Source organism: Bifidobacterium colobi (assembly GCF_018555455.1).
Lineage (GTDB): Bacteria > Actinomycetota > Actinomycetes > Actinomycetales > Bifidobacteriaceae > Bifidobacterium > Bifidobacterium colobi.
On record NZ_JAFEJU010000001.1, the window covers coordinates 508,640 to 523,847 of the forward strand.

Consider the following 15,208-nt stretch of genomic DNA (forward strand, 5'->3'; position numbering starts at 1 on the left):
AAGCGCCACCAATGAGACGATTGTGTCTCAGAGTGTGGCGCTGTATGTGATTCTGCGAGATTTGGAGGGTGCTGAAATGTCTTAAATGTCGTAGCGCCAGGACTTATCGGTGATCACACGGGCCATCGCCAAACCGATTGGAAGGCAGATGATGACCATGAACGCCTTGAACGCCCAGTCCAATGCGGTCAGCGTATCGAACGAGCCCAAGTGGAACATGGCCTGATACATGTACAAGCCCGGCACCATGATCACGATGGACGGCACGGTCAGGCAGATGCGCGGATAGCCGAAGTGCGGTGCCAACCAGCCCTTGCGCACAGACGAGCGCCAAGCCGTGGCGAGCAGACCGGCCAGCAAAGCGCCGATGAACGCGCCCGCCTCGGCTGGCACGCCATGGTCGACGATCTCCAGTCGCAGCGTATCGGTGATGGCACCGATGGTAGCGGCGACGAGGCACATGCGCTGCGGCGAATTGAACATGATGGAGAAGCCCCAAACCCCGAGGAAAGCAAACACGAAGCGCAATGCACCGTTCACCCACACATTGAGACCAAGCGGTTCGAATCCGGTCGGGTTGAGGTGCACGATCGAAGCCACCATCCAGCCGGCGAGTGTTGCCATGAGCACGATGCACAGGAAGTACGCCAATCGCTGGATGCCCGAGGGGAAGTCGATTTTCGCCATATCGAGGCCGCTGGTAATCAGCGGGAAGCCGGGGATAACGAACAGCATGGCGCCGATATACGCCGTATCGTGCTGCAAGGCGATCGAATCGAACAGGCCAATCAAACGCAGGGTGCCAGTGCAGGCCAGCGCAGCCACGGCCACGCATACGAAGGTGACGAAGAACTGGTTCAGATGATGCGCGAACAGCCGGCGACGCAGCCAATGGCCCAGGCCGGCGCCCACAAACGCGCCAATCATGTCGTAGGGGCCGCCGCCCAGCAGGAACACGAAGGATGCGCATGCGATGGCAGATGCCAAACCGGCAAAAGCCGGTGAGTACAGCGGCTTGCGATGCTCGATCATGTCGAGTCGCTCATGTGCCTGTCGCACGGTGATGCCGGGCGCGTTCTTCGGCTTGCCCTCGGTGTCCACGTAGTCGAAATGTTCGGCATATTCCTTGGGCGGCTTTCGGTTGGCGAACTTGCGCTTGCGCTGTGCCGCTGATTCTTTGGTTGGCGACTGCGGCGCTTGGCTCTGTTCAGCGGCACGCGCCGCTTCACGAGCCTGCTCGTCCGCAGCGCGGGCGGCCAAGGATTGGGTCATTGCCGATTGCGACCAGTCCTTTTCGTGCACGTGCAGCTGATGTGCGCGCGGGTCGCCGGGATCGGTGTGGCGGCTGGCGTCTTCAAGCGCGTCAAGTACGGCGTCTTGGCCGGGCTTGGCATCGTCGTGTTCAGACTTCTCTTCTTTGCGTAGCTGCTTGGAGAGGTCAGCGGAGACCTGCGAGGCATCCTTCGCATCGAGATGCTGCATCAGCCCTTGGGAGACTTCAGGCTGCACATGGTACATCGATTCTTCGCCAAGGTTCACGCTGAACCAGTCGGCATAATGCTCGAGCAGCCAGATGCGCTCGGTGTTCACGCCGGTGGTCGGCAGGTCGATGACTTCGGTGATGCGATCCTTGCCGTCGGTGCAGGCTGCTTCGATGTCGGTCAGGTTCACGTCGGCGCGCACGTGCACGCCCAATGGGTAGGCGATGCGGTGCATCATTTCGCGTACGCGGAACGAACCGGTGCCTGCGCTCAAATCCAGCAGACCGACGCGTACGATCACACTGGCTTTGGCGGCAATGCCTGCCTCGGCGATGGGCTTGTCCCAATCGCGCTCGATGTCTTCCATGTCCAGCGGAATGGAGTGGGTATGGAAATGCTGAACGGCAATGGCCCCATGTTCATTGGGCTTGTGATGCTCCTGATGTGATTCGGTATGGTTCGTCTGCTGTTCCATGTGATTCCCGATCGGTTCGTATTTCGTATGGCATACGCCTGATTAACGTCGATTGACGGCTTTCCCGAGCAATCAAGGTAGCGCGCCGTCTTCCCCGCATACCCCGACCCTTATCACCATGTCCACGTTATGGACATGAACCAGTCGACATGCGGCTATTGCGCAGGCCGAAAATGGACTTCGTAACCTAAATGGCGATTACCCAGCGATACACTATTGCCCACACAACAACCACGTTGAATATGGGCTGTGGGCTCGCAACGATTGGCCTCAACAACCGCGGAGGAGCCGCGGACGACCAATAGACCGAGCAACCTAATATTCGGCAAAGGAGGTTATATGGCAACATCCGAAGAACAGATCACTCCGGCTGACGCTGCCATCGTCACCACCGGGACCGGCCGAAAGGGCCCGGAGGAGCATGATCTTCCCCAAAACCTCAAGTACGACATGGATCTGTGTCTGCGGATTCTGCGTGACGTACTGGGCGAATACAACCCCGAGCTGCTCGCCACTTTCGATACCGTGCGTAACTACGCGGTCGAGGCCAGCGCTGAGCACTTCGGTGGCGTTGAGGATCCGAACCCCGGCCATGATGGACTGAAGGCCGCCGTCGAGGTCATCGACAAGATGAACCTGCACGACGCCCAGCTGCTGGCCCGCGCGTTCGCCACCTACTTCCATCTGGCTAACCTCTCCGAGGAGAACTACCGCGTCTCCGTGCTGCGTCAGCGCGAAAACGAAGTCACTGACGATCAGGCCTATGACCCGGTCAACGAAATGACTTCCGCCTACCATCAGCTCATCAATGAGATGGGTCCGGCCAAGGCCAAGGAGCTGCTCGACAAGCTCGAGTTCCACCCGGTCTTCACCGCCCACCCCACTGAGGCTCGCCGTAAGGCAGTGGAAGGTAAGATTCGCCGCATTTCCGAACTGCTCGAAGAGCACAAGATTCTTGGCGGATCGGACAAGAAGGAGAACTGCCGTCGTCTGTACAACGAGATCGACGCCCTGTTCCGCACTTCTCCGATCGCGCTGAAGAAGCCGACTCCTGTTGAGGAAGCCGACACTATTCTCGACATCTTCGACAACACCCTGTTCCACACCATCCCCAAGGTGTACCGCCGCTTCGACGACTGGGTCCTTGGCGATAAGGCCGGCTTGGTGCCGCCGGTATGCCCGGCGTTCTTCCACCCCGGCAGCTGGATCGGTTCCGATCGCGATGGCAACCCGAACGTGACCGCCAAGGTCAGCCGTCAGGTGGCCCGCAAGTTCTCCGATCATGTGCTCGCCGCCCTCGAGGAAGCCACCCGCACTGTGGGCCGCAACCTCACGATGGAGGCCGAGACCACACCGCCGAGCTCTGCGCTGCGCATCCTGTGGAGTCACCAGAAGGAAATGAGCGAACGCCTGACCGATAAGGCCGCCCTGATTTCCACCAAGGAACTGCACCGCGCAGTCATGCTGGTGATTGCCGATCGTCTGCACTACACCATCGAGCGCGACGCCGATCTGATGTACCACAAGTGCGAGGACTACATCGCCGATCTGAAGACCGTGCAGCAGTCCCTGGCTGATGCGGGCGCCAAGCGTTCCGCCTACGGCCCGCTGCAGGATCTGATCTGGCAGGCCGAAACCTTCGGCTTCCACATGGTGGAGATGGAGTTCCGTCAGCATTCCGTGGTGCATTCCCGCGCCCTTGCGGATATCCGCGAGCATGGTCTGCACGGCGAACGCGGCGAGCTGCAGCCAATGACCCATGAGGTGCTCGACACCTTCCGCGCTTTGGGTTCCATCCAGAAGCGCAACGGCACCAAGGCCGCACGCCGCTACATCATCTCCTTCACCAAGAGCGCGCAGAACATCAAGGATGTCTACGAGCTCAACCGTCTGGCCTTCGCTCACCCGGAGGACGTGCCCACCATCGACGTGATCCCGCTGTTCGAGCAGCTTGAGGATCTGCAGAACTCGGTGGATGTGCTCGAGGAAATGATCAAGATCCCCGAGGTGCAGGCTCGTCTCAAGGCCACCGGCAACAAGCTCGAGGTCATGCTCGGCTACTCCGATTCCTCGAAGGATGCCGGCCCGACTTCCGCAACGCTTGCTCTGCACTCCGCTCAGGAGCGCATCGCCAAGTGGGCTGAATCGCACGATATTGACCTGACCCTGTTCCATGGCCGCGGCGGTGCCGTTGGTCGTGGCGGCGGCCCGGCTAACCGTGCAGTGCTGGCTCAGCCGGTTGGTTCCGTGAAGTGCCGCTTCAAGCTCACCGAGCAGGGCGAGGTTATCTTCGCTCGCTATGGCAACCCGGTGCTCGCCATCCGTCACGTGGAGTCCGTGGCCGCGGCAACCCTGCTGCAGTCCGCTCCGAGTGTGGAGAAGCGCAACACCGACATGACCGAGAAGTACGCCGATATGGCGCACGCACTCGATGATGCCGCTCACGAGCGCTTCCTCGATTTGCTGCACACGCCTGATTTCGCTCAGTGGTTCTCCACCGTGACGCCGCTGACTGAGATTGGCCTGCTGCCGATCGGCTCCCGCCCGGCTAAGCGTGGTCTCGGCGCCAAGTCCCTGGATGATTTGCGTACGATTCCGTGGATCTTCTCCTGGGCTCAGGCTCGCATCAACCTGGCCGCTTGGTACGGCCTCGGTACCGCATGCGAGAAGTTCGGCGATCTGAAGACGCTGCGCGAAGCCTACGAGGAATGGCCGCTGTTCTCCACCTTCATCGACAACATCGAGATGTCCCTTGCCAAGACGGACGAGCGCATCGCCAAGATGTACCTCGCTCTGGGCGACCGCGAGGATCTCAACGAGAAGGTGCTGGGCGAGATGGAGCTCACCCGCAAGTGGGTGCTCGATATCGTCGGCGACAAGTGGCCGCTGCAGCACCGTCATGTGCTCGGCCAGGCCATCCGTATTCGCTCTCCTTACGTGGATGCACTGTCCGTCACTCAGGTGCTGGCCCTGCGTTCGCTGCGTAAGAAGGTGGATAAGGAAGAACTCAGCCAAAGCCAACAGGCCGGATTCATCTATCTCATCCTCTGCACCGTCTCCGGCGTCGCCGCAGGCCTGCAGAACACAGGCTGATCTACAAGCGCAAACTATAGAAGGAAGCCTCGCTCAATCGAGCGGGGCTTCCTCGTTTTTTACCGCCTCGCTTGCGACGGATTCCCCGGATTCCGTCACATTCCAGACCTATTTGCGCTACTTTCCCCGGATTTCGTCACAAAAGGTACGTTTCACGGGGCGTTCCACGACGTTTTCCCCGGAATCCGGGGTGGTGAGAGATGCGGAGAGGGTACGGAGAGAACGTGCGCGAGTCCGCCGCGTGACGTTACCTCGCGGTGGATTCGCGCTCGATGAGCTTGTAGCCCACGCTCACGGTCTGCGGGAAGAACTCCTCATCAGGGTGTTCAATGCGGCGCATGAGCATGGTCAGCGCCGTGTTGGCCATGCCTTTGAAATCCGTGGCCACTGTGGTCAGTGTCGGTACGGTGTAGGCGCCTTGGGCAAGACCGTCGAAGCCAATAACGAGCACATCATCCGGCACACGTACGCCGCCATCAGCAAGGCCACGTAGCACGCCGATGGCGATGCCGTCATTCAAGCAGTACAGGCCATCGTATTTGGTTCTGCTTTTAGCCAACGCATGACCGGCTTCGATGCCGCCGTCAATCGACCATGCGCACTTGATGAAGTCTTTTTTTGCGTCGAATTTCAGTCCCGACTTAGTGATTTCGTCGACGGCGGCATGCATGCGGATATCGCGCGAACCGGGAATGATGGCTCTGCTGGGATCACGGTTATCGCCAACGATGCCAATGCGTTTGCAACCCCGCTCAATCAGATGGCGTACTGCCACGCGAGAACCGGTGTCGCTTGGGGCGTTCACGGTGTCGATTTGCAGGTTGGTGTCGTAGTTTTCCAGCAGCACGGCGGGATGATGGCGCAGAATATCGACGGCACGGGGCGCGTTGATGGCAATGATGCCGTCCGAGAAGCTGTACGAGAGGTCGTTGTCGTCGGTGAGATAACGGGAAAGCTCGATAAGCATATGGGAGCCGCGCTCGTGCACTTCTTCGGCCACGCACATGGCGAGGTTCGAGAAGTAGTCGCCTTCAATGCCGGAGGTGAGGAAAGTGATGGTATCGCTGCGGCCGGAACGCAGGGAACGGCCGGAAAGATTGGTTTTGTAGCCGAGTCTGCGGGCCGCGTCTTTGACGCGCTGCATGGTCTCCGGTTTGACGTAATCCTTACCGCGCAAAGCGGCAGAAGCGGTGGTGGCGGTAACGCCCGCCAATTCACCAACGTCTTTCAACGTAACCATGACTAATCATCTCCCTGATGATGCATGAATCTCAGCTCAACCTTATCGTTGAGATGATTTCAGCGTATCCTATAACCCCGATAGGTTGGAAGAATGCGTGTGCCTCCTCACTGCGGAGGAGGCACACGCGATGGAAGGAAATAATACAAGGATTGAGTTGCGCCGCAGGGTGGAGAAGGGAGGTTGGTTTGCAGTAAACCATCCCTGCGGCGCAGGTGTTCAGCAATTTCGGATGGGTTCCGATGGACTATTGGAAAGCATTGCTGAAGAACGTGACGAGCGAAGCCGGCAGGATTGGCGTACCTTATGGACACCGGCTTCGCTCGAAGCGTGAGCGATCAGGCCTTGTTGGAGACGTTGATCACGTTGTTGTGGCCCCAGCACTTCTCGTACGGCATACCGGCGAGATCCTCAACGACCTTGCGGGTCTCTTCGGTAACGTCGTCCATCGAACCACCGTTGCGCAGGCGGGCGGACTCGCCCACGAGGATGTCGTGCGTCTTCTCGTTCAGGTGCATGCGGTAGGTCAGCAGGATGCCGACGAGGGCAAGCACGACCACGGTACCGCAGTACATGTAGAGCAGCACGTTGACCACGAGCGGGGACTGGGTCTTGACGTCGGCGCCGGACTGGAAGCCGACGGCCTGCAGGATAACGCCCACCAGGATGGTGACCACGGTGTTGACGATGACTTCGAGCGTGGACTGGATGCCGGCGTACTGGCCTTCACGACGCTTGCCGGTGACGAGCTCATCCACATCCGGCACGAAGGACTGCACGTAGGTCTGCGCGTTCACGATACCGGAGTTACCGAGGGTGAACAGGGTAATCAGGATGGTGAAGACCAGGGTGACGGTGGCCTTCGGCATGGATCCGTGGGTCAGACCCAGGATGAAAATGCCGACGAACAGGATGATGGTGAACCAGGAGCCGAGACGGTAGGCACGCATACCACCGAGCTTGGTGATCAGGGTGGCCCAGATAACCACGCAGACCATGCCGAACAGGAAGCTGAAACCGGTGGACAGGGAGACCTCAGCCGGGGTGAGCAGCAGCACGAACATGATGAAGTAGGCGTTGATCTGGCCACGAACGGTACGGAAGGTCATCTGGGAGAGGAAGATGCCCAGGTAGTTGCGGAAGGTCTTGATGCGCAGCACGGACAGGAAGTTCCAGAACACGGAGACCAGACGGCCGAAGAAGCCAACCTTCTCGGCTTCACCCTTATCGGCGGAGGAGATATCGGTGGTCTCGTCGTACGGACGTTCCTTGATGCACAGAGCGCCAATCACCAGCAGCACGGTGCCGAGCACGGCGTAGATCATAGCGATCTTGAAGTATGGCTCCCAGCTGTCGGCACCCCAGATCTTGAACAGGTAGGCGTTGAACATGGACAGGGCGAAACCGCCGACGCCGCCACCGATCTGCTGGACGGCCACGAGCTGAGCACGATCCTTGGAATCATCGGTCATTTCGGAAGGCAGGGAGTAGACCACCGTGTTGATGCCCGGGTATACGCCGTAGTAGATGATGTTGATGAGCAGGTAGAACCACACCGGCATGTTCGGCACCCACAGCAGCACGTAGAAGATGAGGTTCAGCGGTGCGGCGATGAGCAGCGTGCCCTTACGGCGGCCGACCTTACGACCGAAGGACGTGGAGTACATACGGTCGGAAATGTAGCCCCAGATCGGGGTGATGAAGCCACCAACAGCCTTGCCGACGGCGAGCATTGTGGTGACAATGCCGATGGAGATGGCAAGCGGCTGGGTGTAGTAGATCATCTGCCAGGTCATGACCATCGTGGTCATAGTGAACGACAGCGGCAGCAGGGCGTAGGTGAGCTTCGTCACCCACGACAGCTTGCGGCCCACTGCAGGCGATGCCGAGTTGGACATTGGATTTCTCCTATTCTCCAAGAAATCGACGCGATGAGGCACGGCGCAGGGCCATTACTACGGAGCTGCTTTCCGGGTGGGGGACTTCGCCGTCCATCCCCGGCTCATCTACTTCAGAACCTTATCGTTGAGATTCTGAAGCTCGATTTCGTTGCTTGATGTTTGCAAAACAAACCTTATCACAAATCTCATCGTTGAGATTATTTTTGCGATTTTGGCGTGTCGCAGCTCACCGAGGCAGTGCCGCCGCCCTGTGGCTACGGCTTACACGACATGCAAAAAGGCTCCCCTCAACGAGGGGAGCCTTCGAGAGCTACGCGATTACAGGAGTCCAGAAAAGCGCAGTCAGCCTTTATGCGTCACGTTAATCACGTTGTTGTGACCCCAGCATTGCTCATAGGGCATGCCGGTCAGGCTTTCGACCAGCGTGCGCGTTTCCGGCGTCACCTCGGCCATAGAGCCGCCGGAGCGCAGACGATCGATCTCATCGAGCAACAGCTCATGATTCTCCCGGTTGAGCTTCAGTCGGTACGTGAACGCGATCCCCACCAGGCAGATCACAATCGGCACAAATGAGAACAGGCACGCCAGCGCGAACACCGTCTGCGGCGGCTGCGATTGCGCGCCCTCCACGAATCCGGTTGCCTCCAGCACCAGGCCGATCACTATCGTCTCCGCGGAGGAGAAGATGTCGTCAATGGTCGAGTTAATGGCGGCATACTGCCCTTCTCGGCGTTTTGACGTGATGATCTCATCCACATCGGGGATGAACGTATACGTGTACTGGGTGGCGTTCACCACACCGGTGATGCCGAAGTTCATAAACAGACCGAGGCCTATGTACAGCACGGCACGCGTACCGGTCGGAATATGGCTGGCGGTCATCGCCAGTGCGAACATCGCCAGGAATACGAAAATCACTTCGATGCCGCCCAAACGGTAGGCGCGCGGGCCGCCGATCTTCGCGGTGATCCAGATGAAGAAGCCCACGCAGGCGATGCCGAACAGCAGATTGACTCCGGTGGCAAGCGAAACGGTCTGTGGATCAAGCAGCAGCACGAAAATCACAAAGTATGTGTTGAGCGTGCCGCGCACCGTGCGGAACATCTCCTCGGAAAGGTATAAGCCGAGATAATTGCGGAATTCCTTGACTTTCAGCACCGAGAGGAAGTTCCACACCACCGAAACCAACCGTTTGCCGACACTGATATGCGCCGCGCTGCCATCGCCGGAAGCTCCATCCGCAGCGGATACGTTGGTGGATTCGCTGAACGGACGCTCCTGAATCGATAGGAAACCGAGCATCAGCACCGCGGTGCCGAGGATGCCGTACAGCAGTGCCATGTTGAAGTACGACTCCCAGTTGTCCTTGCCCCAGATGGTGAACAGGTACACGTTGAGCACCGACAGGAAGGTACCGCCGATGGCGCCGGCAATTTGGTTGACACCGACCAACTGCGCGCGCTGGCTTGGATTCTCGGTCATTTCGCTGGGCAATCCATACTGCACGGTGGTGATGCCGGCGAAGAACGCCCAATACAGCAGGTTGGCGAAGAAGTAGACGGCGATCGGCAGATTCGGAATCCACAACAGCAGGTAGAACACGAAGTTCGCGGGGATGGCGAAGATCAGGATCGAGCGTCGTCGGCCAAAGCGGCGGCCGAGCGCATTGTGGTACATGCGGTCGGAAATGTAGCCCCATACCGGGCCGATCACCGAGGCCACAATCTTGCCGGTGGCGATGAGTACCGCCGTGACGGCCATCGATACATTCAGGAACGTGGTGAAGTAGAACATCTGCCACGTCACGATCATCGTCTGCATGACATATGACAGCGAGAACGTGGCGTAGCCGAGCTTGGCTTTCCAAGACAAGGCGGCATCCACCGCCTCAGACGCCATAGTGGCGCGATGAATACGATTCCTGCCGTTGCTCGCGCGCGACATCGTCGCTCTCCTTTCTGCGGCATCGGGCACGGCATCGTGTCCCTGATGCATCAACGATATATACGGCTGCTGGCCGGCGTATCCGCGTCATCGCGACACGCCGCTCACTTGTGCTGCCTCAAACTCTATCATCGTTAAGATTTATGCGCCATATACGGCGTTTTGAACCCTACAAAAACCGTGATTTGTTCTCAATCTTATCGTTGAGATGTTATGATGTGTTTCGTCAAAGACGAACCCGTCTGGCTCCCTCACTGAACACCATCACTGGAGAAGCCAGAGCCACACGTTTCGATTGATCAGCCCCGACGTAGGAGCCGAGAAAACCACTCACCACATCATCCAAGGCATGGAGGTCTTACGATGACAACAACCAACCGCCCGGCAGCCGAAGAAGCACTCACCGGACGCTCCAACAACTTCAACTCGGGCTGGCGGTTCTTCCGCGGCACGCCGAATGGCGCCGAACACCCCGAATTCAACGATTCGGCCTGGCGCCACGTCAATCTGCCCCATGATTACGGCGTGGAAGGCAAGTTCTCCCGCAACGCACGCGCCACCGTCGGCTACCTCAAGGTGGGTGAAGGCTGGTACCGCAAGACCTTCACCGCACCTGCCGAGCTTGCCGGCAAGTACGTGACCCTGGACTTCGACGGCGCCATGGATCGCGCCGAAATCTGGCTGAATGGCGAAAAGGTCGCCGAGCATCACTACGGCTATACGAACTTCGCCGTTGACCTGACCGGCAAGATCAAGCCCGGCGAGGTCAACGTGCTCACCGTACGCACCAATAACGAGGAGCCAAGCTCCCGCTGGTACGCCGGCGCCGGCCTCTACCGCGACGTGACCCTGACCGTCACCGACCCGGTGCACGTGGCCCGCTTCGGCACCCAGATCACCACGCCGACCCTTGAGGACGACGTCAAGAACAACCATGCCACCGTTGCCGTCTCCACCATCGTGGCCAACAGCACCGCAGCCGATGCCGCAGTCACCCTGCGTCACGAAATCCTCGACGCCAACGGCACTGTGGTCGCCACCGACGATGCCGCAGTCACCATCCCGGCCAACACCCCTGACACCACCAAGGCAGCCGCCGCCTACGATGCCGCCGAAGCACCGAACCGCTTCTCCACCACGCTCTCGGTCACCGATCCTCACCTGTGGAGCACCGCCGACCCGTACCAGTACACGCTGCGCACCACCGTGCTCGACGCCGACGGCAACGCCGTGGACACCACCGATACCAAGTTCGGCCTGCGCTGGATCACCCTTGATCCGAAGCGCGGCCTGTTTCTTAACGGTGTGAACATGCGCGCCCTCGGCATGTGCATGCACCACGACCTCGGTTCCCTGGGCGCCGCCACCTACCGCCGCGCCGTGGTCCGCCAGCTCGAAATCCTACAGGATGCCGGCGTGAACGCCATCCGCACCTCGCACAACCCGTGCTCCAAGGTGTGGGCCGAGGAGTGCAGCCGCATGGGCTTCCTGCTGCTCGAAGAGCTCACCGACATGTGGACCGCTCCAAAGAACCGCAACGACTACTCCAACTACTTCGCCCAGGATTATCCGGAAGACTTGGCCGCGATGATTCTGCGCGACCGCAACGAGCCGGCCGTGTTCATGTGGGGCATGGGCAACGAGGTGGCTTGGCAGGAACATGAGATTCCGATCGCCGCCGACCTGACCCGCCGGTGCCATCTGCTGGACCCGACCCGCCCGAACTCCGTGAACGACGCCTCGTACCTGTCCAAGGGCATCGACGGCATCGGCAACAAGATCCACGAGCAGATGGACGTGCGCGGCTACTCCTACATCAACCGCGATCAGATGGAGCAGGTGCATGAGAAGCACCCGAACGATGTGATTCTGAATTCCGAATCCGGCAACTGCACGCCATGCCGCGGCTTCTATGTGCACCCGACGATCCTTACCGACGAATGGCAGCTGCGTGGCCGCGATTACCCGTTTGCCAAGGGACGCCGGCCGTGGAAGGAAGACACCTACGAGATTTCCGACTACAACGTGACCACCAACCGTGGCTACCCGCTGGATATCGCGTTCGACCGTCTGGTGAACCTTGAGTTCAACGTTGGCGAGTTCGCATGGACCGGCTTCGACTACATCGGCGAGCCCGCTCCGTACATCTCGAACTTCTACTGGAACAAGCCTGATATGCCGGAATCCGACGGCACGGTGCTGGCTCCGTTGCGCTCCTACTACGGCATGGTCGATACGGCCGGCTTCCCGAAGAATCCGTGGTGGCTGTACAAGGCATTGTGGACTGATCCGGATGACGCTCCGGTCGTGCACCTGCTGCCGCATTGGAACTGGGAGCAGGGTGAATCCGTGGCCGTGTGGGCCTACACCAATGCCGCTTCCGCCGAACTGTTCCTCAACGGCAAGTCCCTGGGCAAGCGCGAATTCGAATCGCACCAGGCCACCTTCCACCTGAGCAACAAGTACGCGGACAAGCCGTTCGAGTACCGCTACCAGAAGGACGGCAACGAGCCCAAGCAGCTCACCCTGCAGTGGGAGGTGCCGTTCGAGCCGGGCACGGTGGAGGTTGTGGCCTACGACAAGGCCGGCCATGTGGTGGCCCGCGACTCCATCACCACCGCCGGTGCCCCGGCCGGCATCAAGCTCATTCCCGACCGCCACGTCATTGACGGCGACGGCCATGACCTGAGCTTCATCGAAGCCGATGTGATCGATGACGCCGGTGTGATTGTGCCGCGCGCCAACAACGAGATCACCTTCCATGTGGAGAACGGCACCCTGCTCGGCACCGACAACGGCTACCAGGCCAACACCGAGCCGCTGCAATCCCCCGTGCATTCCGCCTACTCCGGCAAGGTGCTCGCCATCGTGGCTTCCGACGGCTCCGGTAAGCCGATTCGCGTAACCGCCACCGCCAAGGGATTGAAGGCTGACACTGTGAACGTGTTCATTACTGATACGCTGGCCAACGACGCCGACGCCCTCGAAGCCCGTAACGTGGCCGTGCGCGTTCGCGCCGGTGAGACCCCGGTGCTGCCGCAAACCGTCACTGTGCTCAAGGCCGGCAATGTTACCGAAGATGTTCCGGTCACGTGGCAGCTGGCCACACTGCTGGATTCCGTGGCTGCCGCAGAAGCCAAGTCCGGCGCACAGTCGTTCACCATCGATGGCGAAGCCGCAGGACTGCCGGTCAGCGCAACGGTGACCGTGACTCACCCGGTCGCCGCACGCCCGGCTTCCTTGGCAGCCCCGGCTGGCGCTGCGCCAACCCTGCCCGCCAAGGCATTGGTCATCTTTGATGATGGCAGTGCCGTTGATGCTCCGGTGGCTTGGGATGCCGCCGAGGCCGACTGGAGCAATGCCGGCACTGTGGTGCTGAACGGTACTGTCGAAGGCTACGAGCTGCCGACCACCGTAAGCGTGCGCCTGGCCGACGGCGAAGCCACTGCCCACGACACCACTGATTTGACTCAGGTTCTGGTGGATGGCGAGCCGGTCGAGTTCGATGATCAGCATCGCGCTGTGCTGCACCGCGCCTACACTGCCGGCGCTCCGACCATCAGTGTTGAGGCCGCCGACAATGCTGTGGCATACGTGGTGCCGCCGCTCAACTACCCGTACGGCTCTTACGTGATTCGCGTCACTTCCGAGGATGGCGAACAGCATGCCGCGTATGCGCTTGACTTGGATGTGCCGCCGGCTCCGGTTGCCGAGGTCACCTTGGTGCCGCCGACCTTCACGTTGGCCGAGGATGAAACCTCTGATCTTGCGGTGTCTGCCACCGATGAGACCGGTGCCGCCATCTCGCTGGGCGAAGGCAGTGAAGCCGCAATCACGTTTGCTTCCAGCGACGAATCCGTGGCCGGCGTGGACGGCAACGGCATCATCACCGGCCGCCTGTCCGGTACTGCGAATGTGACCGCCACCGTCACGTACGGTGGAGTGGCCAAGACCAGCACGCCGGTCATCGTCACCGTTACCGAAGGTGCCCAGCCGAAGCAGCCGACCGATGTTCAGGTTCCTGCCGTGCGCACGATGGCAGGCACGGTGCCTGCATTGCCGGCTACCGTCACCGTCAACTTCGATCACGGTGTTGCCGCACCGCTGCCGGTCGCGTGGGAAGCCGTGCCGGCTGCCGCCTACGATCACGCTGGCGAAGTGAGCGTTGCCGGCAAGGTGACGCGCTTCGATCTGGATGTGAGCGTCAAGGTGCAGGTTGTTGAAGTGCTTGAGGTGCAGTCCGTGGCACTGGACACCATTACCGGCATCGAGCCACTCGTGGGTGAAACCGCTCCCGAAGTGACCGTCCACTGGTCCGATGGCGCCAAGGAACAGCGCGCGGTGACATGGGGCAAGCCTGAGGCTGCGCTGTATAGCCACGCCGGTGAATTCACCGTACTGGGCGATGTGGAAGGCTTGGAGCAGAAGGCTGTGGCTCATGTGCGCGTAACCGATGACTACGTGCAGAACCGCGACCTGTTCTCCTACCGTAACGACGTGTATCCGCAGGTGCGCGCTTCCTACACGAACCCGGATCCGAAGGCTCAAGAGGATGCTTCGCTGCTGATGGACGGCATTGTGTCCTACACGCCGCGCGTCGGCTACAACCTGAAGAACCGTTGGTCTACGTTCGGCGACCCGTCCAACACCGCTTGGCTGGAGTACCGCTTCGGCTATGGCGAAGAGGAGCCGTTCATGCTCAACTCCTTCACCATCTACTACTGCCTGGATGGCGAGGATGTCGCACTGCCCGAATCCGTGAAGGTGGACTACTTGGCCGCCGACGGTTCCTGGCAGCCAGTGCAGGGGTTGAAGGTATCCTCCAACCCGGTTGAGCAGACCAACGACGCCGCCTGGGTGTACGCCACGGTTGGCGATAAGCCCGGCTCCTCGATGAGCTCGAACGGTGACGAAACCACCTACTCCTTCGATATGGTGCGCACGTCTCGTATCAAGATCACGTTCACGTCCGCTGAAGGCAAGTGCGTGGCAATCACCGAGGTTCGCGGTGATGCTCGCATTCCGGCCCCGCGCAGCGAAGCTACGCCTGAGGAAGCGAGGTGATGCCGCATTA

At 60.1% G+C, this 15,208-nt stretch carries 7 protein-coding genes; 3 read left to right on the forward strand and 4 right to left on the reverse strand.

What is annotated here, in order from left to right:
• Positions 1-81: 81 nt before the first annotated feature.
• Complete coding sequence (locus JS530_RS02120; RefSeq protein ID WP_214375548.1) at positions 82-1,956, reverse strand: threonine/serine exporter family protein; 1,875 nt, start codon at positions 1,954-1,956, stop codon at positions 82-84.
• A gap of 339 nt (positions 1,957-2,295) precedes the next feature.
• Here JS530_RS02120 and JS530_RS02125 point away from each other — a divergent pair, with 339 nt between their 5' ends.
• Positions 2,296-5,049, forward strand: a complete 2,754-nt coding sequence (locus JS530_RS02125; protein WP_214375549.1) for a phosphoenolpyruvate carboxylase — start codon at positions 2,296-2,298, stop codon at positions 5,047-5,049.
• Positions 5,050-5,296: 247 nt separating this feature from the next.
• Here the strand turns inward: JS530_RS02125 and JS530_RS02130 are convergent, their stop codons facing one another.
• Complete coding sequence (locus JS530_RS02130) at positions 5,297-6,289, reverse strand: LacI family DNA-binding transcriptional regulator (RefSeq protein WP_214375550.1); 993 nt, start codon at positions 6,287-6,289, stop codon at positions 5,297-5,299.
• A gap of 130 nt (positions 6,290-6,419) precedes the next feature.
• Between JS530_RS02130 and JS530_RS02135 the strand changes: the two genes are divergently transcribed.
• The gene (locus JS530_RS02135) at positions 6,420-6,623 is read left to right on the forward strand and encodes a hypothetical protein (RefSeq protein WP_214375551.1); all 204 of its coding nucleotides are present in this window, start codon (positions 6,420-6,422) and stop codon (positions 6,621-6,623) included.
• 4 nt (positions 6,624-6,627) lie between these two features.
• Here the strand turns inward: JS530_RS02135 and JS530_RS02140 are convergent, their stop codons facing one another.
• Together JS530_RS02140 and JS530_RS02145 are read right to left on the reverse strand one after the other, a co-directional pair.
• Positions 6,628-8,187 (reverse strand): MFS transporter, encoded by a 1,560-nt coding sequence (locus JS530_RS02140; RefSeq protein ID WP_214375552.1) that lies wholly within the window; start codon positions 8,185-8,187, stop codon positions 6,628-6,630.
• Positions 8,188-8,532: 345 nt separating this feature from the next.
• Entirely contained in the window at positions 8,533-10,134 is a 1,602-nt protein-coding gene (locus tag JS530_RS02145; protein ID WP_214375553.1) for an MFS transporter, read from the reverse strand.
• Between the two features lie 363 nt (positions 10,135-10,497).
• Here JS530_RS02145 and JS530_RS02150 point away from each other — a divergent pair, with 363 nt between their 5' ends.
• Positions 10,498-15,198, forward strand: coding sequence for an Ig-like domain-containing protein (locus JS530_RS02150; RefSeq protein WP_214375554.1), 4,701 nt, complete (start codon positions 10,498-10,500; stop codon positions 15,196-15,198).
• Positions 15,199-15,208 lie beyond the last annotated feature (10 nt).